This is a genomic window from Actinomadura sp. 3N508 (assembly GCF_044326375.1).
In the GTDB taxonomy this organism is placed as follows: domain Bacteria; phylum Actinomycetota; class Actinomycetes; order Streptosporangiales; family Streptosporangiaceae; genus Spirillospora.
In genome coordinates, this window is the sequence record NZ_JBIRAX010000013.1 from 179,622 (window position 1) to 198,900 (window position 19,279).

Sequence of the window (19,279 nt, forward strand, 5' to 3'; positions counted from 1 at the left end):
GCCGACGTCCTCCGCCGCGACGGGCAGGTCAAGGGGAATGGGGCTTGGCGGCGAGGCCGTCGAGGAGGACGTCGAGGGCGTGGGCGGCCTGGTCGGCGGCCTGGAGGCGGTCGGGGGCCGAGATGACGACCTCGCCCGCCCTGCGGACGGCGCCGTAGAGGGCGGCCGCCATCACTTCCGGCTGGAAGGCGCGGACCTCGCCGGTGGCGGTGGCCTCCTTGAGCTGGGCGTGGAGCAGCGCGTAGGAGCTGCCGCGGTCGGCCTGGCCGGGGAAGATCTCGGGGGCGTCGATCAGGATGATCCGAGCGAAGTCGTCCTCGACGCACAGGTCGAGGAACAGCCGGATGCCGGCCCGGATCCGCGCGAGGGGCGAGTCGAGTGCGAACAGGGCGTCGCGGCGGTCGTGGAACGCCTCGTCCACCATCTCGAAGACGGCGGCGAAGATCTCGCGCTTGCCGCCGGGGAAGTAGTGGTAGAGGGCGCCGCGCGCCATGCCGGCCCGGTCGAGGATCGCCGACACCGTGGTGGCCTTGTAGCCCTGCTCGGTGAAGCACCGCCGGGCCGCCTCCAGGAGACCCGCCCGCGATGCCTCCGCCTGTTCCTTGCGCCGCACAGCGCCAGGATAGCCCCATTCCGTTCGTTGACCGACTGTCGGTCAATGTTCTAGCCTGCTCTCATGCTGTCCGTCGAGGACCTCTGGTTCGGCTACCCGGGCGGGGCGCCCGTCCTGCGCGGAGCCTCACTGCGGCTGGAGCCCGGGCTGGCGGTGGGCCTGCTCGGCGCCAACGGCAGCGGCAAGTCCACGTTGCTCGGCGCCGTCACCGACTCGATCGAGGGGAAGCGGGAGGGCCTGGTCGAGGCCGACCCGGACGCGGCGGGGCCCATCGGCTACGCCACCCAGGACGTCGCCCTCTACCAGCACCTGACCGTCGCCGAGAACCTGACGCACGCGGCCCGGCTCGCGACGCGCCGATGGCGGATCGCGGAACTCGTGGAGCGGGCGATCGACGACTTCGACCTCGGCGCGCTCCGGGAGCGACCCGCCCGGTTCCTGTCGGGTGGGCAGCGGCGGCTTGTCCACCTGGCGTGCGCGTTCGTCCACCGTCCCGCGGTCCGGCTGCTGGACGAGCCCACGACCGCCCTCGACTTCGAGACCCGGCAGAAACTCATCGGCCTGGTCGGCGAATGGCGTGCGCAGGACGTCGCGATCCTGGTGACCGCGCACTACCCGGAGGACGTCGAGGAGCTGTGCTCGTCCATCACCGTCCTCAGCGACGGGCGGACGTACGACCTCGGCCCGCTCGGCGGCTACCTGGCCCGGCAGCGGCGCCTCGGCTACGTCGAGCACGTGACCGATGACGGCGCCGTCAAGCTGACCGAATTGCACAGCCCGCTCGGCTCCATCGACGACCTCCAGCGCGCCGCCGCGGAGGCCGGGATCGGCGGCGCCGACGCGCTGCACTCCGTCCAGGTCAAGGCGCCCTCGCTGCGCGACCTGCTGCGGCGCGACCCGTCGCTGCGCGCCGCCGTCGTGGAGGACCCCCGGTGATCGCCGTCATCGGCAGCTTCGCGCAGATCGAGTACCGCGCCCTCGTCCGGGCCAAGTTCCCCTTCGTGTGGTTCGTGCTGCTGCCGGCCGTGTCCAGCGCCATCCTCGGGCCGGCGGTCGCCGGGCTCAGCCAGGCCGGTGCGACCGGACGCGTCACCGTCGGGTTCGGCGTCATGTTCTCCTACATGACGGTCAACTACGTCGGACGGGCGCTCTACCGCGAGTTCGACTCCCACACGTGGCGGCGCACCGCCACGGCCGCGCCGCGGAAGGTCGCGTACCTGCTCGGGAAGTGCCTCCCGGTGCTCACCATCGGGATCGGCCAGCTCACCGTGTTCGCGGCCTTCGCCGTCACCGTGCTCGACCTGCCGCTGCGGGCGGGCACCTGGACCGGGACGGCCCAGCTCGTCCTCGTCCTGGTGCCGTTCACGATCACGGGCGTGGCGACCGGCGCGCTCCTCTACACGATGATCAGGCGGGCCGAGCTGTTCTTCTCGCTGACGTACCTGATCCTCATGGTCCTCGGGGCGCTGGGCGGCGCGATCGTCGCCTCGCCGCAACTCCCGGAATGGTCGCAGACCGCCGGGTACGCGACCCCGCACTACTGGGCGATGCGGGCCGTCGACGAGGCGACCCTCGGGGCCGGACGGTGGAGCGTCGTGCTGGAGAGCTCGGCGCTGCTCGTCCTGTTCGGGGCGGTGTTCACCGCCGTCGCCGTCGCCCGGCTCGATCCGCGCAAGGAACGCTACTCCATCTAGACGACATCTAGACGACGCTCCCGGAAGAGAGGCCAATGTTCGAGCGGCTGGGAAGGTGGGTGCACCGCCACCGGAGACTCGTGCTCGGCTGCGCCCTCGGGGCGGTGGTGTTCGCGGGCGTGTGGGGGACCCGCGTCTTCCCGGCCCTGGCCGGCGGCGGCTTCGACGCCCCGCACAGCGACAGCGTCCGCGCCGCCCAGGCGATCGAGGACCGGCTCGGCCGCGATGACGCCGACGTGCTCGTCCTGTACCGCAGCGACCGCGTCACCGTCGACGATCCCGGGTTCCGGAGCGCGGTCGTCTCCGCCGTCGGCGCGCTGCCGCCCGACGCCGTCCAGCGCGCGGTCACCTACTGGAACAGCGGCTCCGCCGACCTGGTGAGCGCCGACCGCCGCGCGACCTACGCGGCGATCACGCTGCGCGGGGACGAGGAGCGGCGCGAGGACGAGTTCGAACGCATCGAGGCCGGCCTGCGCGTGCCCGGCCTCGACACGCAGATCGGCGGGCTCGAAGCCATCGACCGCGACATCAACGACCAGGTCGCCGAGGACATCGCGCGGTCCGAGCTGCTGTCGGCGCCGGTGCTGCTGGTGCTGCTCGTCCTGATCTTCCGGGGCCTCGTCTCGGCCGCGCTGCCGCTGGTCATCGGGGCGGCCGCGATCCTCGGCGCGTTCAGCGCGCTGCACGCGCTCACCTACGTGACGTCCGTCTCGGTGTACTCCGTGCAGATCGTCACCATCCTCGGGCTCGGCCTCGCGATCGACTACGCGCTCTTCATGGTCAGCCGGTTCCGGGAGGAACTGGGCAGAGGTCTGCCGGTCGAGGAGGCCGTGGCCCGCACCTCGGCGACCGCGGGGCGGACGATCGCGGTCTCCGGGGTCACGGTGGGGATCTCGCTGTCCGGCCTGCTCATCTTCCCGGAGGGATTCCTCCGGTCGATGGGCTTCGGCGGGTTGGCGGCGGTGTTGATCGCCGTCCTCGCCGCGGTCGTCGTGCTGCCCGCGCTGCTCGGGACGCTCGGGCACCGGGTCGACGCGCTCGCCGTCCGCCTCCCGTTCGCCGCCCGCCGCGGCACCGGACGCGGGGGCGGGGCGCGGAAGGCCGGAGCCGGGGCCGGTGACGGAGGCGAAGCCGGCGGCCCGGCCGGTGACGGCGCCAGGGACGGCATCGAGGACGGCACAAGGGGCGGCATCCAGGACGGCAGGTGGTACCGGCTCGCGCGGGCCGTGATGCGGCGGCCGGTGCTGTTCGCCGTGGCCATCACCGCCGTGCTGATCGCGCTCGGGCTGCCGTTCCTGCGCGTCGAGTTCGGCGGCGTCGACTACCGGGCGCTCCCGGCGTCCACCGAGAGCAGGCAGGTCGCCGAGCGCATCGTCCGGGACTTCGGCGGCGGCGCGGACTCCCCGATCCAGGTGGTCGTCAGGCTCGCCGGAGACGCCACGGCCCCGGCCGGGAAGGCCGCGCTCGCCGCGTACACCGCCTCGATCGCCGGTCTGCCGGACGTCCGGGAGGCGGAGGTCAGCGGGGCGGCCGGCGACACGGCCCGGATCACCGTCGAGTACCGGAGCGACCAGCCGTCGGTGCACTCGCGGGATCTGGTGCGGCAGGTCCGGGCGGTGGAGCCGCCGCCGGGAGCCGAAGTGCTGGTCGGCGGCAAGCCGGCGGAGGTGGCCGACATGCTGGACGATCTCGGCGCCCGGCTGCCCTGGATGCTGCTGATCATCGCCGGGGTGACGTTCGTGCTGCTCTTCCTGGCCTTCGGGGCGCCGCTGCTGCCCCTGAAGGCGCTGGCGCTGAACGTGGTCTCGCTCGGCGCGTCCTTCGGCGCGGTCGTCTGGATCTTCCAGGACGGCCACCTGTCCGGGCTCCTGGACTTCACGGCGACGGGGACGCTCGACGCCACGCAGCCGATCCTTGTGCTGGCCATCGTCTTCGGCCTGTCCATGGACTACGAGGTGTTCCTGCTGTCGCGGATCCGCGAGCGGTACGCTGCCACCGGTGACCCGGAGGACGCCGTCGCGACCGGTCTCCAGCACACCGGGCGGATCATCACCGGCGCCGCGCTGCTGCTCATCGTCGTGATCGCGGCCTTCTCGGCGTCCGGGATCGCGTTCGTGAAGCTGATCGGCATCGCCATGATCATCGCGGTGCTGCTCGACGCGACCGTCGTCCGGGCGCTGCTGGTGCCCGCGACGATGCGGCTCCTCGGCCGGGCCGCGTGGTGGACGCCCCGCCGGCTCCGCCGGGTGCGCCTTCCGGTGGAGGACGCGTCCCCGCCCGCGGCGCTCTCGTCAGCGGCCTGCTCCGCTGACGAGACGTCCGCGGCACCGCCCACGCCTGCCGCGCCCACGCCTGCCGCGCCCACGCCTGCCGCGCCGCCGCCCGCGCCGTCGCGCAACGCCAATCCGTGACGGGCGCCTGACGATCCCGCCGCGTCACCGCGCGACCGCATTCCGCGCCGGGCGGCTCAATTCGTCGACTTTTGACAAGTATCGAATTTTCTGTTGATGTCCGAAATGCAGGCTCGGGCCAGGGAAATTTCGGGAGGAATAGTCATGCCGCCGCGATTTGTGCGGCGGCCCGTCCTGGACATGTGGTTGCTGTAGGGGACCACTTTTCGGATGGTAATTATGGCGGTAATCTGTCCGCTGCTCTCCGGAAGCCCGGCGAAACGCCTGGACAGAGCCCTGAATATGCTTCGCATTCACGTCTGTGCGGGCTCTTTTTGGTCATCGAGTCGCGTCCGAAACGATGGAAAGTCAGAATCTTGGCAGGATGTGGTCAACCCATATCTTGACGCAAAGTTTCGGAGAAGTTAGCTTGCCAGACACGAAGAGTTGAAGGCGGTCGGAGCCAGGGGGCCCGAGATGATCGAATCGACTACCGGAGCGCGTACTCCGCACGAACCGTTCGTGGCGCGGACACCAGCCGAGGAAAGGCTGTACCGAAAGCAGCGGCTCGCCGTGGCTTTTCGTGTCTTCGCGCACTACGGGTTCGACGAAGGCGCCGCCGGATACATCACGGTACGCGACCCCGAACGCACCGACTGCTTCTGGGTGAACCCATTCCCGATGAGCTTCAGGCTGGTCCGCGTCCGTGATCTTCAGCTGGTCGACTCGGACGGGAACGTGCTGGTCGGCGACTGGCCGGTGAGCCGCTCCGCCCTCATGATCCACTCACAGGTGCACGCGGCGCGCAGCGATGTCCTGTGCGTCGCCCACGCCCACTCGATGTACGGAAAGACGTTCGCCTCACTGCATCGCCCGCTCCGTCCCATCACGCAGGACGCGTGCATATTCTTCGAGGACCACGGTGTCGGCACCGACGAAGCCGGACGCGTCGCGAACAACGAAGAAGTGGGCAAGCGGATCACCGAGGCGATCGGCGGCAACAAAGCCGCGCTCGTCGGCAACCACGGAATCTTCACCGTCGGCCAATCCGTCGACGAGGCGGTCTTCTGGTTCATCAGCATGGAGCATTCGTGCCAGGCGGAACTGACCGCTTCGGTCGCGGGGAAGCCCGAGCTGATCCCGCCGGAGACCGCCCGGATCATTCGCGGTCACGTCGGATTCCCACTGGCCGGCTGGTACAGCGCACAACCCATATTCGACTACATCATCGCCACTCAGCCGGATTGCCTCGACGGGGGCTGATGGCCGCGGCGACGGCGACGGGACTGCGGGGGACGCGATCAGGGGAATTGCGTCGAGTCCTGACCGGAACACTAAGGGGGCATCGTGTCCACCAATATGGTCATGGCGGGGAACCGCCCGTTCGGTGCGGTCGACCCGTCCGAGGCCGACCGTTTTAGTTCCAAGCTCACCATGAGCCCGCGCAAATGGGACCTATACCGGGACGAACCCTGCTTCAAGGTCGCCTGCTGCAGGCTGCTCGCCGAAGTGGGCCCCGCGGTCGTGGACTCGCTGCAGCGCTACGCGATCCTGGCGGTCAAGCCGGAGGGCTGGATCGACGGGGTGTTCCCGCGCGTCGCCGCCTTCCTGCCCCGGCACGGATTCGAGATCGTCGGCATGTTCCGCAGCCGGCTCACGCCCATCATGATCCGCGAGATCTGGCGCTACCAATGGAACATCGCCCCGGTCGAGCGGATCGAGCTGAGCGAGCTGCTCCTGTCGCTCGGCCCCCTGTACGGCTTCCTGCTCCACGACACCGCCCCGGTGGCCGGCACGCCCGCGTCCGTGCGGCTGGCGAGGCTCAAGGGCCCGGCGATGCCGGCCCGGCAGCGGCCCGGCCAGCTGCGCCGCGAGCTCGGCGCGCCCTGCCGCCTCGTGACGTACGTCCACATCCCGGACGAGCCCGCCGACATCATCCGTGACCTGTCCATCATGCTCGACCGGGCCGAGATGGTCCGGCTGCTCACGCGGACCCTGGACGGGCCGCCCGCGCCGCTGCGGATCGATCCGGCCCGGCTGTCCGATGTCGCCCGGGTCGACGACTCGCTGCCCGGCGGCGGCCCGGTCGGCGCGCCCGGCGACTCGCTGTGGCGGCGCGCCCTCCTCATGAAGGCGGCCTTCGCCGACCACCTGCCCGCCGACCACGTCCCCGCCGACGAACTGCCCGCCGACCACGGGGGCGGTGGCGGCGGGGCCGTCCGGCTTCCGCCCGACCTGTGGACGGCGATGCTCGACCTGTGCGCGGACGTCTCGGAGCTGCCCACGCCCGGCGAGAAGCGCGTCGAGCCCCTCGCCGACATCCGGCCCGAGCCGTCGGCCGAACTCAGACCAGAGTCTCTGGCCGGCAGCAGGCCCGAGACCGGCGCGGCGAGCCCGCGCCAGGACGGGGAAGAGTCATGAGCGGATCCGTGCACCACGGCGACCCGAGCCGTCCGGGACGGGACGCGGGCCCCGGAGGGTGGAGCGAGGTCCTCGCCGCCGGCTGGCCCGCAGCGCCCGCGCCGCCCGAGCTGCCACCGCCGGACGCGGGGCTCACCGCCGCCGAGCGGATCCTGGCGGCGGCGGCCGGCGACCCGGCCGTCCTGCCGATCCCCGAGGAGTTCGGCGGGGGCGGCGGCGACCTCCTGCGGGCGGCGTCGGTCCAGCGGAACATGGCGCTCGCCGACCCCTCGATCGCGGTCGCGCTGAACATGCACATGCTGTCGGTGGGCCTGATGACCGACCACTGGCGGCGGGAACGGGACACGTCCTGGATGCTGCTGGAGGCCATCGCCACCGGGCACGAGCTGGTCGCGTCCGCGTTCGCCGAGCCGGGCGGCAGCCCGAACATCCTGCGCAGCACGACGCGCGCCGAGCGGACGGACGGCGGCTTCCGGCTGACGGGCGTGAAGTTCCCCTGCTCGCTGTCCACGACGGCGAAGCTCTTCTGCCTCTCCGCCCAGGTGGTCGGGGAGGACGTGACGATCGTCGCGCTCTGCCCGGCGCAGGCGCCAGGGCTGAAGGTCACCGGGGGATGGCCGTCGCTCGGCATGGGCGCGTCGGACACGGCGCGGGTGGAGTTGACGGACGTCGAGATCGACCGGCGCCTGGTCTTCCACGAGGCCCCGGCCGGAACGATCGACGACGTCGTGATCGGCGGGCTGGTCTGGTTCGCCGTGCTGATCAGCGCGACGTACCACGGGGTCATGAGCGGCCTGGTCGAGCTCGCCGCCGCCGCGCCGCCGCGCCTGCCGGAGCGGGTGCGGGAGGCGGCGCTGACAGCGGCCGCGGGCGAGCTGCGCGCGTTCGGCTCCTCCGCCCAGGGCCTGGGGCACGCCTGGGCGAGCGGCCTCGTCGCCGGTGACGCGGCGCTCGTCTCGGCGGCGGCGCTGCGGCTGCAGCTCAGCGCGGTCACCGACCGGGTCCTCGCGGAGCTGCGGCCGGTGCTCGGCGCCGCCGCGTACACCGCGGGCGCCCCCGCGTCGGCGCGGGTCCTGGACGCGCTGGCCGCGCACCACCACCCGCCGTCGCTGCCGCTGTGCGAGTCGCTGATCGCCGCCGCCGGCGCCGGTCGCCCGCTCTCGCTGGACCTGCGCTCATGAACGTGACACCGGCCGTGGCGCCGGCCGGAGGCCCGACCGCCACGCCGTTCGATCCGCTGCTCGCCGAGCGCCACCACCTGTCGCCCGGGCTCGCCCTGGCGCACCGGATGGCGGGCGGCGGCGCGTGGGAGCGGGAGGCCGACGGCGCCTGGGTGACGCTCTCGGACGGGCGGCGCCTGCTCGACCTCGGCAGCTACGGCGTCACGCTGCTCGGACACCGGCATCCGGCCGTGACGGCCGCCGTCGCCGCGCAGCTCGGCCGGCTGCCCACGAGCACCCGGTCGCTGGCGAACGAGGTGACGCCGCGGCTCGCGTCCCGCCTGGTCGAGGCGCTCGGCCAGGGGCCGCTGCGGCGCTGCTGGTTCGGCTGCAACGGCGCGGACGCCGTCGACCTCGCGCTGAAGCTCGCGCGGGCGGCGACGGGCCGGCCGCGGGTCGTCGCGGCCGTGGGCGCGTTCCACGGGAAGACGCTCGGGGCGCTGAGCGCCACCTGGTACGACCGGTACCGCCGCCCGTTCACCGATCACCTCGCGGCGACGACGCACGTCGACGCCGCCGACCTCGCCGCGCTCGACCGGGAGCTCGCCGCGGGCGATGTCGCCGCGCTGATCCTGGAGCCTGTGCAGGGGGAGGGCGGCGTCCGTCCGGTCCCGGCCGAGGTCCTCGTCGGCTGGGGCGAGCTGGCCCGGTGGCACGGCTGCCACTTCATCGCCGACGAGGTGCAGACCGGGTTCCGCAGGTGCGGCGGCATGTCCGTCGCGCTGGACGCCGGCGCGCCGGTGTCGGCCGTCCTGCTCGGGAAGGCGCTCGGCGGCGGCGTCGCGCCGATCTCCGCCGTGGTCGGCACCGACGACCTCTTCGCGCCGCTCCTGCGCGACCCGTTCCTGCACTCGACAACGTTCGGCGGCCATCCGCTCGCGGCCGCCGCCGCGCTGGCCGCGCTGGACGTCGCGGAAGGGCTGCCCGACCGGGGGCCCGCCTTCGCGGCGATGCTGGCACGGCTCCGCCGCGCCCACCCGGAGCTGATCGCGGACGTGCGCGGCCGCGGGCATCTCTGGGGCGTCGAGCTGCGCGACGCGCAGCTCGCGGGCGCGCTGCTGGTCGAGCTGGCGTCGGCCGGCGTGATCGTGTCGCCGTGCCTCGGCCGTCCCGAGGTGATCCGGCTGCTGCCTCCGGCGATCCTCTCCGACACCGACCTGGACATCGCGGAGGCGCGGCTCGGCGCGGCGCTTCAGGCCACCCACCGCACCGCGCCGAGCCCTGGAGGGCAGCACCGATGACGCAGCCGACGACCCCGCCCGCGCCGCGTCCGGCGCCCCGGCCGCACGCCGTGGCGCCGGAGATCGCGCTCAAGGCCGTGGACACCCGCGTCGAGGACGTCCTCGACGCGGTGACGCTGTACGACGGCGAGCCGTACCTGGTCGGCTCGCTGGCCGCCGGGCTCGGCGACCACCGGTCCGACATCGACGTGCACGTGGTGTCCGGCGACCGGCCGGCCGCGTTCGACGGCCCGGTGCTGGCCTTCACCCCCGCCGGCACCTGCGTCGACGTCCGGTACCTGGACCGGTGCACGATCGACCGGGTGGTCGGCGGCCGGCGTCCGGGCCAGGGCGCGCGCCCCGCGGGCCGCGGTGACGCGTGGCTGCTCAGCCGGTGGCTCAACGCGGTGCCGCTGCGCTCCGGGGCGCCGCCGCTGCTGGACGACGGGCAGCGGGCCCGGGCGGTCGGCTTGATCACCACGTCGCTGCTGGCGGACCTGACCGCGCTGGCGGCGTTCGCGGCGCTCGCGGAACGGGCGGGCGCCGACCGCGCCTGGTACCTGTGCCGCCGCGCCGGGACCGCCGCTTGGGAGCTGGCAGCAGTCCTGTCGGGCCAGTACCACCTCGGCGAACGGTGGCTGCCTGCGCGCTCGGCCGCCCCTGAGGTGGCCGCGCTCGCCCGGGCCGCCGGGGCCGCCCGCCGGGCCGCCGACCTTGACGGGGTGCTGCGGGGGCTGGGCGTCGACCCGGCCGCGGCGTCCGGCCGCGTCGGGCTCCGGGTCAGTCCGGAGGCCGAGCGGTGGACGCTGGCGGGCGAGCCGTTCCTGCTGGTCGCGGGCCGCCGCCTCGTTCCGGCGGTGTCGGCGGTGCCCGCGACGGTCGCCGCCGCCCTGGACGGGGACGCGGCGGCGGTGTTCGCCGGGCTCGTCAACGGCGCGCTGCGCTGGACGGTCGACGTCGGCGGCCTCGCGCCCCGGCTGGAGCCGGCCCCATGAGCACCGAGCGGGACGCGAGAACGAGCACCGAGCGGGACGCCCACTGGTACGCGGCGGAGGGGATCGCCGCGGCGGTCGCGCACGCGATGCTCGTCCAGCCCGGACGGGACGACGTCACGGCGGCGATCGAGCGGGACGACTGGCCGCGCGCGCTCGCCGCGGCGGGCGAGTGCCTGCGGTGGATCGCGCTGTGCCGGGAGGTCCTCGGTGGCGGGAGCGCCGCGCGGACGGGCCTGGAGGTCGACCTCCTGATCGCGGGAGGCGGCCGCCCCGGCCCACCGGCCGCACCGCCCGTGCCACGCGAAACGGGCAAGTCGGCCGCACCGGCCCCGGCGGACCCCGCAGACCAGGCCGACCCGGCAGATCCGCTGGAGGCGATCCGGTCCATGACGCCGAGCACGATCGTGACCCGGGCGGACGCGGAGCGGGCCGCCGCCGCCGTGGCCGCCGCGGACGCCGGTCTCCGCGCCGACCTGCCGCTCCGGATGCCCGTCCGGCGCACGCCGACCGGCAACCAGCCGGCGGCGGAGACCGTCTCGCAGCTCGAACGGCTCAGGCACCGGCTCGGCCTCCCGCTCTTCGACTGGGAGGCATGGATCGGATGAACGCGATGGAGCCACGGACGAACGCGAGGCAGCTCCCGACGAACGCGAAGGGGCCTCGGATGAACGCGAAGGGGCAAGGAGGGCGGCATGCCGCAGGTTCAGGTTGAGCTCAGCATCGCCGCGGACGCCGACGCGGTCTGGCAGGCCGTCCACGCGGTCGAGGCGTATCCGCGGTACATGGAAAGCGTGCGAAGCGTCGAGATCGTCGCCGACAACGGGACGTCCCGGACGACGGCGTGGTCGGTCCTGCTGAAGGGGTCGGTCCTCGAATGGACGGAGGCCGAGCGCGTCGACGAGAAGCGCCGCCGGATCGAGTTCAACCAGCTCGACGGGGACCTCGACCGGTTCGACGGCCACTGGCAGGTCACGTCCGAGCCGGCGGGCCGCACCCGGGTCGAGCTCGACATCGCATTCGAGATCGGCATCCCGCTGCTCGCGCAGATGCTCGACCCGGTGGCGGTGCGGGCGATCCGCGACAACAGCGTGCAAATGCTCCGCGGGCTGGAACGCAGGGCGGTCACCGGATGATGACGCGCGTACTGCTCACCGGGGCGACGGGGGTGCTCGGCTCGGAGTTGCTCGGGTCGCTGCGCCGCCGCGGTGCCGAGGTCGTGGCCGTCAGCCGGCGGGGGACGCCGGACGAGGGCGTGCTGCGCTGGCGGATGGGGGCCGAGCCGCCGCCGGACGAGCTGCCGCGCCGGTTCGACGCGGTCGTCCACGCGGCCGCGACGACACGCTGGAACCAGGATCCCGAGGAGGCGTGGGCGGGCAACGTCCAGAGCACCGAGGCGGTCCTGGAGCTGGTCGGTGACGACACCCATCTGGTGCACGTGTCGACGGCGTTCGCGGTCGGCCTGCGCGGCGACACGTCGTCGGCGCGGCTGTCCGACTACCGCAACTCCTACGAATGGTCGAAGGCCGCGGCGGAGCGCCTGGTCACGGAGCACTCACGGTGCACCGTCGTCCGCCCGCCGCTGATCATCGGCCGCCGGACGGACGGCCACATCGCCCGCTTCTCCGGCCTGTACACCTTCGCGCGCGCCTGCGTGACGGGCCTGGCGCCCGCGATGGTGGGCGAGCCGAAGGGGACGGTCGAGATGGTGCCCGTGGACGACGTCGCGGACGCCGTCCTCGCCGCCCTGGACGCCGGTCCCGCGGCGGACCGGGCAGGGCCGGTCGTGCTCGGCACCGGCACCGCCGCGCTGACCACCGAGGACCTGGTGCAGGCCTCCTTCACGGCGATCAACGGATGGCGGGCGCGGCACGGGGCGTCACGGCTGGCGCCGCCGCCGATCATCTCGGCGGAGCGCTGGGACCGGTTCTTCCTGCCCTTCGCCCGGACGACGCTCACCGGCCGGCAGCTGCGGGTCATCGAGCTGCTGAGCGAGTTCGTCCCGTACGTGTCGATGGCGGAGGCCCCGGAGCCGACCGTGCTCCTGCCCGCCGTCCATGACGCCCTGGCCCTCTCACTGTCCTTCTGGGCCGACGCGAATTCGCGGGTCGCGTCGGCCGAACCGCGCCCGTGGGCCGCCTGACGCATCCGGACCGGGGGCCGCGGACGATCCAGCGAGTTCCGAACGAGGAGACGACATGGGGACGAGACCTTCCACGCGGCTGCGCCGCGCCGTCATGGCCGGGGGTGAGCTCCCGGTCGCCCTGGTCGGGGTGCACAACGCGCTGGTCAGCCGGCTGGCGGAGCGGGCGGGATTCGACGGCGGGTGGGCGAGCAGCCTGGAGGTGTCCGCCGTCCACGGGCTGCCCGACCGGAACCTGCTCGGGTTCGCGGAGATGCTGGCCGCGTCCCGGTCCATCGCGGCGGCGTCGGACCTGCCGCTCGTGGTGGACGCCGACAACGGCTACGGCACGGTGGAGACGTGGATCCGGGCCGTCCGGGACTTCAGCGGCAGCGGCATCGCCGGGGTCTGCGTCGAGGACAGCGCCTTCCCGAAGCGCAACAGCTTCCTCGGCGGCGGCCCGCGGGACCTGGAGGACGTCGAGAGCTTCGCGGAGAAGATCGCCGAGGCGCGGCGCGCCACGCTCGACCCCGACTTCCTGGTGATCGCGCGGACGGAGGCGCTCATCGCGCAGGAGGGCATGGACGCGGCGCTGGCCCGCGCCGTCCGCTACGCCGACGCGGGCGCGGACCTCGTCCTGCTGCACACGCGGCAGAAGGACGGCGGTGAGGCCCTGGAGGTGGCCCGGCGGTGGACGCATCCGGCGCCGCTGGTGAGCATCCCGACGGCGTACCCGCACATCTCGCTGCGCGCGCTCGGCCGGCTCGGCTACCGCATGGCGATCTACGCGAACCAGCTGCTGCGTGCCACCGTGTGGACGCTCGACCAGACCCTGGCGGCGATCCGCAGCGGCGAGGGCCTCACCCAGCTGGAGCGCCGCATCGCCCCGATGGGCGAGCTCCTGGATCTCAGCGAGGACTTCCGCCGCACCGGTCGGCCGGGACACCCGGCCGGCCGGCCGGGGCAACCTGCGGGCCGGACAGTGCAACCTGCGGATCAGACAGTGCAGGCAGCGGGCCGGACGGGGCAGCCGGTATGAAGGCGCTGATGTGCGGGGACGCGGTCCGGGCCGCACTGCGGCCGGTGAGCCTGCGCCCCGAGGAGGTCATCGACGTGCTCGGGAGCTGCCTGGAGGGCGACGAGGTGTACCTGGTCGGATCGCTCGCGGCCGGGCTCGGGAACGCGGGCAGCGACGTCGACCTGCACGTCTTCGTCCAGGAACGGGCCGAGGGCGTGGTCCCGATGCTGTTCTTCGCCGACCGGACACGGCTGGACCTGGTGCACTACGAGTCGGGCACCCCGGCCACCGCGCTCGCGCGGACGCCCGTCCGGGACGTCGCCCTGCTCGGCGGACGATGCGCGCTCGGCCCCGTCCCACCCATGACGGACATGAAGCGCCTCAGCCGGTGGGCGACCGCCGTCCCCCTGTACGACGGAGCCCCGCCGATCTTCACCGCGGAGGAGACCGCGCGGATCGCCGCGGCGCTCGTCCGCCTGGCCGTCGACATCGCGGTGCGTGCCGCGGCCCTCGCGGTCGTCATGGCGGCCGCGAGGGCCCCGCTCGCCGGCCTGGCCTGGTCCCGAGCCGCAGAGCGCGCGGTCGAGGCGGCCGTCCGGGCACGCGGGGAGATCTTCGTCGGCGACAAGTGGCTGCCCGCCAAGGCGCGCCGCTGCGGCTTCCCACCGGCGCTCCTCGCCGACGCGCGCCGCGTCACGACGGCCGCCGACTTCGCCCGCTACGCCGACCGGCTCGGCCTGCGCATCGGCGACCCGGCCGCGCTGGTGCGGCTCACCCCCGCCGAAACGCCCGACTTCACCTTCGGCGACACCACCTTCCAGCTCGTCGGCGAGCACCTCCTGCACCCGCTGAAACTCAGCACAGACTCCCTTGACGACGCGCTGGAAGCAGTGGACGCGGCGGCCCTCGCCGAGGCGATCACCTACGGCGCCATCGCCCTCGCCGCCGACCCGGCGGCCGTCGACGGGAGGCTGGCATGACCGCCATCGACGCGCGCTGGTTCGCCGACAAGGCCACCGCCGCCTCCTGGAGCCACGCCCTGCTCGTGCAGCCGGGACTGGAGGACGCGGAGGCCGCCGCCGACGCCGAGGACTGGGCCACCTGCCTGCTCGCCTGCCTGCTGACCGCCGAACGGCTGGCGTTCTGCGAACTCGTCCTCGACGGCCGGGCGGCGTCCCCCCGCGAGGCCGAACTGCTGCTGGCGCTCGGCACGGCCCCGACGCCCGTCACCGACGGGCTCCGCGAACTCCAGCGGCTCCGCGCCGAAGCCGCCGCCGACATCGACCGCGCGACCGCCGAAGCGGCACTCGCCTGCCTGGCCACCGCGGACGAGCACGTCCGCGACCGCATCCCGATCGACGTGCTGCCGATGCGCACCCCGGAGGGCTTCTACCCGTCGCTGCGCGTGGCCGCGACATTGGAACAGCTGCGGAAGTCCGTAGGGCTCGGCCCGTTCCAGTGGGATTGGTGGACGAACCTGTCGTGAACGCCCCCACCCGTCCCGCCCCCACGGCCGCCGCCACGGTCGTCGCGGCCCTGGAGCACGCCGGGATCCGGCGCGCCGTCGGCGTCCCCGACTCCCAGCTCGCCGCCGTCCTGGACGCCATGTCCGAGCGGATGCCGGTGACGTTCACCGCCCGCGAGGACGTGGCCGTCGCCATGGCGGTCGGCGCGGACCTGGCCGGCGAACGCTACGCCGTCTTCATGAAGAACGCCGGCCTGGGCACGTCCCTCGACGCGATCGTCTCGCTCGCTTTCGGCGCCGACGTCCCCCTCACCCTCGTCATAGGCTGGGCAGGCGCCGGAGCGGACAAGCTGCCCCACCACACGGTGATGGGCGACCGAACATTGCCCCTGCTGACCGCGGTCGGCATCGAACACGACATAGTGCCCCAGGACGGCGCCGACCCGTCCCGATGCCGGACCCGGGCAGCCGCTTGCCGCACGAAGCGCCGCCCTTACGCCCTTCTGGTGGAGCCGTGACCCGCCACGTTTCCCGAGCGGCCCTCGCCTCCACCGTGCTCGCCTGGACGGCCGACACCGGCCGCCCCCTCGTCGTGGGGAACGGCTTCCTGTCCCGCGAGGTCGTGGCCGCCGGGGACGGCGACCATGTCGTCCACCTGCTGGCCGGGATGGGCTTGGCCCCGGCCGTGGCGGCGGGCATGACACTCGCCGGCCGTCCCGCCGCCGCGCTCGAAGGCGACGGCAACCACCTCATGGGCCTGTCGGGCACCGCGACGATCGGACTCGCCGGCATCCCCCTGACCCACATCGTGCACTGGAACGGCGGATGGGAGAGCACCGGGGGCCAGCGCGTCGTCGACCCCGGCCGCGCACACGACGTCGGCGCGACCTTCGGCTACGCCACCACAGAGACCGTGGACGACCCCGCCGCCCTACAGGAAGCCCTGACAAGCGCGGCGAACACGGACGGCCCGACCCTCATCCACGTCATCGGCGCCATGGGCGACCCGCCCGCCCCCCGGTCCGCGCTCACCATGACCGATTTCACCGCCCGCTTCCGCCACTGGACAAACGCACCCAACTGAGACGGCAAGACCCAGGCCAGGAAAACACGATTCCTGCCTGGGCCTTTGTCGTGGGGAGCGGGCGACGGGAATCGAACCCGCGTAGCCAGTTTGGAAGACTGGGGCTCTACCATTGAGCTACGCCCGCGAGCGGATGAGGCCCGCGGGACCTCGATCGCCATCCCGTAGCGTACAGGGTCCCGGGGACGGACGTGTCATGCCGGGGTTGCGCGGAGCGGGGCTGATCGGGACTAGACTTCTCGGGTCATCGCATGCGTCGGTGGCGTGCGGGCTGTAGCGCAGTTTGGTAGCGCACTGGCTTTGGGTGCCAGGGGTCGTGGGTTCAAATCCCGCCAGCCCGACCAGATCAGCCGGGCCGGCGGAACTCGTCAGCCGAGAAGGGCCCGGGCCTCGGTGGCCGCGGTGCGGAGCGCGGTCGGCAGGTTTTCGGGGTTGCGGCCGCCCGCGTTCGCGATGGGGCCCTTGCCGCCCGCGCCGCCGCCGACCTCGCGTGCGGCGGTGGTCAGGAGGTCGCGGGCCCGGACGCCGGAGTCGGTTGCCGCGACCAGGGCCGCCTTGCCCGAGGATTCCGTGCCCAGGACGACGATGCCACCGCGTCGGCGGGCCAGGATCGTCGTGGCGACGGTGCGGAGGTCCGCGCTGGTCAGGCCGGGGACGATCGCCGCGACCAGCCATCCGTTCGGTAGTTTCTCGGCCTGCGACGCGAGGCGTTCGGCGTGTGCGTCCAGTTCCGCGCGGTGCAGGGTTTCCAGGTGTCGTTGGGTTTCCGCGAGTGTTTCCAGGCGTTGCCGCAGGCGCGCGGGCGCCTGGTCGGGTGACACGTGGAGGAGTCCTGCGAGTTCGTGCAGGACGTCGCGCTGGTGGTCGTAGTGGCGCAGGGCGTCCGCGCCGGTGAGCGCTTCGATGCGGCGCAGGCCGGTGCCGATGGACGACTCGCCGACGATGTGCACCGGGCCCGCCTGTGAGCCGTGGCCGACGTGGGTGCCGCCGCACAGTTCGCGGGACGCGTCGCCGATGTCCACGATGCGGACGTCGTCGCCGTACTTCTCGCCGAACAGCGCGAACGCCCCCGCTGCTTCCGCCTCGGCGCGGGACGCCTCCCAGATGTGGACGTCGGGGTCGTCCAGGAGGTAGTCGTTCACGAGGGTCTGGACGGATGCGGTGTCGGTGGGGGAGAAGTGCGCGAAGTCGAAGCGCAGGCGTCCCGGCTCGACGCGGGAGCCGCGCTGGGCCGCGTGGTCGCCGAGGAGCCGGCGCAGCATCGCGTGGAGGACGTGGGTCGCGCTGTGGGACCGTGCCGTGGCCGCCCGGCGGTCCGCGTCGACGGTCGCCTCGGCCTCGTCGCCGGGACGTACCTCGCCGTCCAGAATGCGGACCGTGTGGACGTGCAGCCCGTCCAGGCCCGGCTGGGTGTCCAGGACCTGGAGTGTCGCGGTGGAGGTGTGCAGGGTGCCCGTGTCGCCTACCTGGCCGCCTGATTCCGCGTAGAACGGGGTGCGCGTCAGGATCAGGTCTATGTCGGAGCCTTGGCCCGCGTTTTGCATCGGTCCGCTGGGGCCGAGGAGGGCGAGGATTCTTGTTTCCGTTGTTGTGGTGGAGTAGCCGACGAACGTGTTGGGGCCGTGTTCCGCGGTGATCTGGCGGTAGATGTCCTGGCGTGCGACGGTGCCGCCCCTTCGGTTCCGGCCTGCTTCTTGCGCCTGGCGGCGCTGGGCTTCGAGGAGTTCCGCGAATTCGTTCTCGTCGACCGTGAGGCCCGCCGAGCGCGCGGCGTCGAGGGTCAGGTCGATCGGGAAACCGTAGGTGTCGTGCAGTTCGAACGCGGTGCGTCCGGGAATGGTGGTCCGCGCGCGGCCGATCGCCGATTCGAGGATCTGGGAACCCTGGCGGAGTGTTCGTTCGAAGCTCTCTTCCTCGGCCGTGACGACCTGGTGGATCAGGCTGGATTGGCTTCTCAGTTCCGGCCAGGTCTCGCCCAGGTTGTCGATGACGCTGGTCGTCAGGGCGGGCAGGGTCAGGTCGTCCATGCCGAGTTTGCGCGCGTGGCGGATGGCGCGGCGCATCAGGCGGCGCAGCACGTAGCCGCGGCCGTCGCGTGCGGGCAGGACGCCGTCGGCGATGAGGAACGCGATCGACCGGGAGTGTTCCGCGACGATGCGGATGGAGGTGGAATCGTCGCTTCCGTCGCGTCCCGGGTATTCGCGGCCTGCCATTTCCTGGACGAGCCGGAAAGTGGGCTCCAGGAGGTCCGTCTCGCATACCGTGTCGACGTCCTGCAGAATCGTGGCGAGACGGTCCAGGCCGAGGCCGGTGTCGATGTTCTTCGCGGGCAGTTCGCCGATGACGGGGTAGTCGCCTTTGCCGGTTCCCTCGCCGCGGAGGTTCTGCATGAAGACGAGATTCCATAGTTCCTGGTAGCGCTCGCCGTCGACGGCAGGTCCGCCTTCGCGTCCGAAGGACGGGCCCCGGTCGTAGTGGAGTTCGGAGGACGGTCCGCATGGGCCGGGCACGCCCATCGACCAGTAGTTGTCCTCCATTCCGAGCCGCTGGATCCGCGCTGGGGGAACGCCGACGCGCCGCCAGAGCCGTTCGGCCTCGTCGTCGTCCAGGTAGACGGTGACCCAGATTCGTTCCGGGTCGAGGTTGTAGTGGCGGGTGAAGAGCTCCCATGCCCAGGAGATCGCCTCGGCCTTGAAGTAGTCGCCGAAGGAGAAGTTGCCGAGCATTTCGAAGAACGTCGAGTGCCGCGTGGTGCGGCCCACGTTCTCGATGTCGGACGTCCGCGCGCACTTCTGCACGGTCATCAGACGGGAATGGTCAGGCGTCGTCTCGCCTAGGAAGTACGGCTTGAACTGGTTCATGCCCGCGTTCGTCAGCAGAAGCGTGCGGTCTGCCGGGATGAGCGGGCTGGACGGCACGACGCGATGGTCGCGCTTCTGGAAGAAGTCCAGGAATGTCGAACGAATGTCAGCAGAGCGCATGGAACGGCCTCACGAGGTCGATGGGATGACGGCGCACACCGCCGAGCCGGGCCGGGCAC

Annotated in this window: 18 protein-coding genes and 2 tRNA genes; 17 read left to right on the forward strand and 3 right to left on the reverse strand. The window is 72.8% G+C overall.

What is annotated here, in order from left to right:
• Positions 1-28: 28 nt before the first annotated feature.
• Positions 29-613: a TetR/AcrR family transcriptional regulator gene (locus tag ACH34S_RS36000; RefSeq protein ID WP_395957371.1), complete on the reverse strand. Its 585-nt coding sequence runs from the start codon at positions 611-613 to the stop codon at positions 29-31.
• Positions 614-676: 63 nt separating this feature from the next.
• Between ACH34S_RS36000 and ACH34S_RS36005 the strand changes: the two genes are divergently transcribed.
• The 16 genes from ACH34S_RS36005 to ACH34S_RS36080 all read left to right on the forward strand — a co-directional run bounded on the left by ACH34S_RS36005 (position 677) and on the right by ACH34S_RS36080 (position 16,239).
• The gene (locus tag ACH34S_RS36005; protein ID WP_395957372.1) at positions 677-1,549 is read left to right on the forward strand and encodes an ATP-binding cassette domain-containing protein; all 873 of its coding nucleotides are present in this window, start codon (positions 677-679) and stop codon (positions 1,547-1,549) included.
• Positions 1,546-2,307 (forward strand): ABC transporter permease, encoded by a 762-nt coding sequence (locus ACH34S_RS36010; protein ID WP_395957373.1) that lies wholly within the window; start codon positions 1,546-1,548, stop codon positions 2,305-2,307. The genes ACH34S_RS36005 and ACH34S_RS36010 overlap by 4 nt, the downstream gene beginning before the upstream one ends.
• Positions 2,308-2,342: 35 nt before the next feature.
• Positions 2,343-4,718 carry an MMPL family transporter gene (locus ACH34S_RS36015; RefSeq protein ID WP_395957374.1) on the forward strand — a complete coding sequence of 792 codons (2,376 nt, stop codon included), beginning with the start codon at positions 2,343-2,345 and terminating at the stop codon, positions 4,716-4,718.
• A 456-nt stretch (positions 4,719-5,174) separates the two neighbouring features.
• The gene (locus tag ACH34S_RS36020) at positions 5,175-5,960 is read left to right on the forward strand and encodes a class II aldolase/adducin family protein (RefSeq protein WP_395957375.1); all 786 of its coding nucleotides are present in this window, start codon (positions 5,175-5,177) and stop codon (positions 5,958-5,960) included.
• Positions 5,961-6,044: 84 nt separating this feature from the next.
• Positions 6,045-7,118 carry a hypothetical protein gene (locus tag ACH34S_RS36025; protein WP_395957376.1) on the forward strand — a complete coding sequence of 358 codons (1,074 nt, stop codon included), beginning with the start codon at positions 6,045-6,047 and terminating at the stop codon, positions 7,116-7,118.
• A complete protein-coding gene (locus tag ACH34S_RS36030; protein ID WP_395957377.1) occupies positions 7,115-8,299 on the forward strand; it encodes a hypothetical protein in 1,185 nt (394 codons plus the stop codon). The genes ACH34S_RS36025 and ACH34S_RS36030 overlap by 4 nt, the downstream gene beginning before the upstream one ends.
• Positions 8,296-9,579, forward strand: a complete 1,284-nt coding sequence (locus tag ACH34S_RS36035; protein ID WP_395957378.1) for an aspartate aminotransferase family protein — start codon at positions 8,296-8,298, stop codon at positions 9,577-9,579. Before ACH34S_RS36030 ends, ACH34S_RS36035 begins: the two co-directional genes overlap by 4 nt.
• Positions 9,576-10,553, forward strand: coding sequence for a hypothetical protein (locus ACH34S_RS36040; protein WP_395957379.1), 978 nt, complete (start codon positions 9,576-9,578; stop codon positions 10,551-10,553). The genes ACH34S_RS36035 and ACH34S_RS36040 overlap by 4 nt, the downstream gene beginning before the upstream one ends.
• Complete coding sequence (locus ACH34S_RS36045) at positions 10,550-11,158, forward strand: hypothetical protein (RefSeq protein ID WP_395957380.1); 609 nt, start codon at positions 10,550-10,552, stop codon at positions 11,156-11,158. The genes ACH34S_RS36040 and ACH34S_RS36045 overlap by 4 nt, the downstream gene beginning before the upstream one ends.
• Before the next feature lie 87 nt (positions 11,159-11,245).
• Positions 11,246-11,686 (forward strand): type II toxin-antitoxin system RatA family toxin, encoded by a 441-nt coding sequence (locus ACH34S_RS36050; RefSeq protein ID WP_395957381.1) that lies wholly within the window; start codon positions 11,246-11,248, stop codon positions 11,684-11,686.
• Complete coding sequence (locus tag ACH34S_RS36055; protein ID WP_395957382.1) at positions 11,683-12,693, forward strand: SDR family oxidoreductase; 1,011 nt, start codon at positions 11,683-11,685, stop codon at positions 12,691-12,693. The genes ACH34S_RS36050 and ACH34S_RS36055 overlap by 4 nt, the downstream gene beginning before the upstream one ends.
• Positions 12,694-12,748: 55 nt before the next feature.
• Positions 12,749-13,711 (forward strand): isocitrate lyase/phosphoenolpyruvate mutase family protein, encoded by a 963-nt coding sequence (locus ACH34S_RS36060; protein ID WP_395957383.1) that lies wholly within the window; start codon positions 12,749-12,751, stop codon positions 13,709-13,711.
• A complete protein-coding gene (locus ACH34S_RS36065) occupies positions 13,708-14,670 on the forward strand; it encodes a nucleotidyltransferase domain-containing protein (RefSeq protein ID WP_395957384.1) in 963 nt (320 codons plus the stop codon). The genes ACH34S_RS36060 and ACH34S_RS36065 overlap by 4 nt, the downstream gene beginning before the upstream one ends.
• The gene (locus tag ACH34S_RS36070; protein WP_395957385.1) at positions 14,667-15,176 is read left to right on the forward strand and encodes a hypothetical protein; all 510 of its coding nucleotides are present in this window, start codon (positions 14,667-14,669) and stop codon (positions 15,174-15,176) included. The genes ACH34S_RS36065 and ACH34S_RS36070 overlap by 4 nt, the downstream gene beginning before the upstream one ends.
• The gene (locus tag ACH34S_RS36075; RefSeq protein WP_395957386.1) at positions 15,158-15,673 is read left to right on the forward strand and encodes a thiamine pyrophosphate-binding protein; all 516 of its coding nucleotides are present in this window, start codon (positions 15,158-15,160) and stop codon (positions 15,671-15,673) included. Before ACH34S_RS36070 ends, ACH34S_RS36075 begins: the two co-directional genes overlap by 19 nt.
• The gene (locus tag ACH34S_RS36080) at positions 15,670-16,239 is read left to right on the forward strand and encodes a thiamine pyrophosphate-dependent enzyme (RefSeq protein WP_395957387.1); all 570 of its coding nucleotides are present in this window, start codon (positions 15,670-15,672) and stop codon (positions 16,237-16,239) included. The genes ACH34S_RS36075 and ACH34S_RS36080 overlap by 4 nt, the downstream gene beginning before the upstream one ends.
• A 56-nt stretch (positions 16,240-16,295) precedes the next feature.
• On the opposite strand, the gene ACH34S_RS36085 is transcribed toward ACH34S_RS36080, so the two are convergent.
• A tRNA-Gly gene (locus tag ACH34S_RS36085) sits at positions 16,296-16,366 on the reverse strand.
• Positions 16,367-16,506: 140 nt separating this feature from the next.
• On the opposite strand from ACH34S_RS36085, the gene ACH34S_RS36090 reads away from it, so the two are divergent.
• Positions 16,507-16,583, forward strand: a tRNA-Pro gene (locus ACH34S_RS36090).
• A gap of 24 nt (positions 16,584-16,607) precedes the next feature.
• Here the strand turns inward: ACH34S_RS36090 and alaS are convergent.
• Positions 16,608-19,220 (reverse strand): alanine--tRNA ligase, encoded by a 2,613-nt coding sequence (gene alaS, locus ACH34S_RS36095; protein WP_395957388.1) that lies wholly within the window; start codon positions 19,218-19,220, stop codon positions 16,608-16,610.
• Positions 19,221-19,279 lie beyond the last annotated feature (59 nt).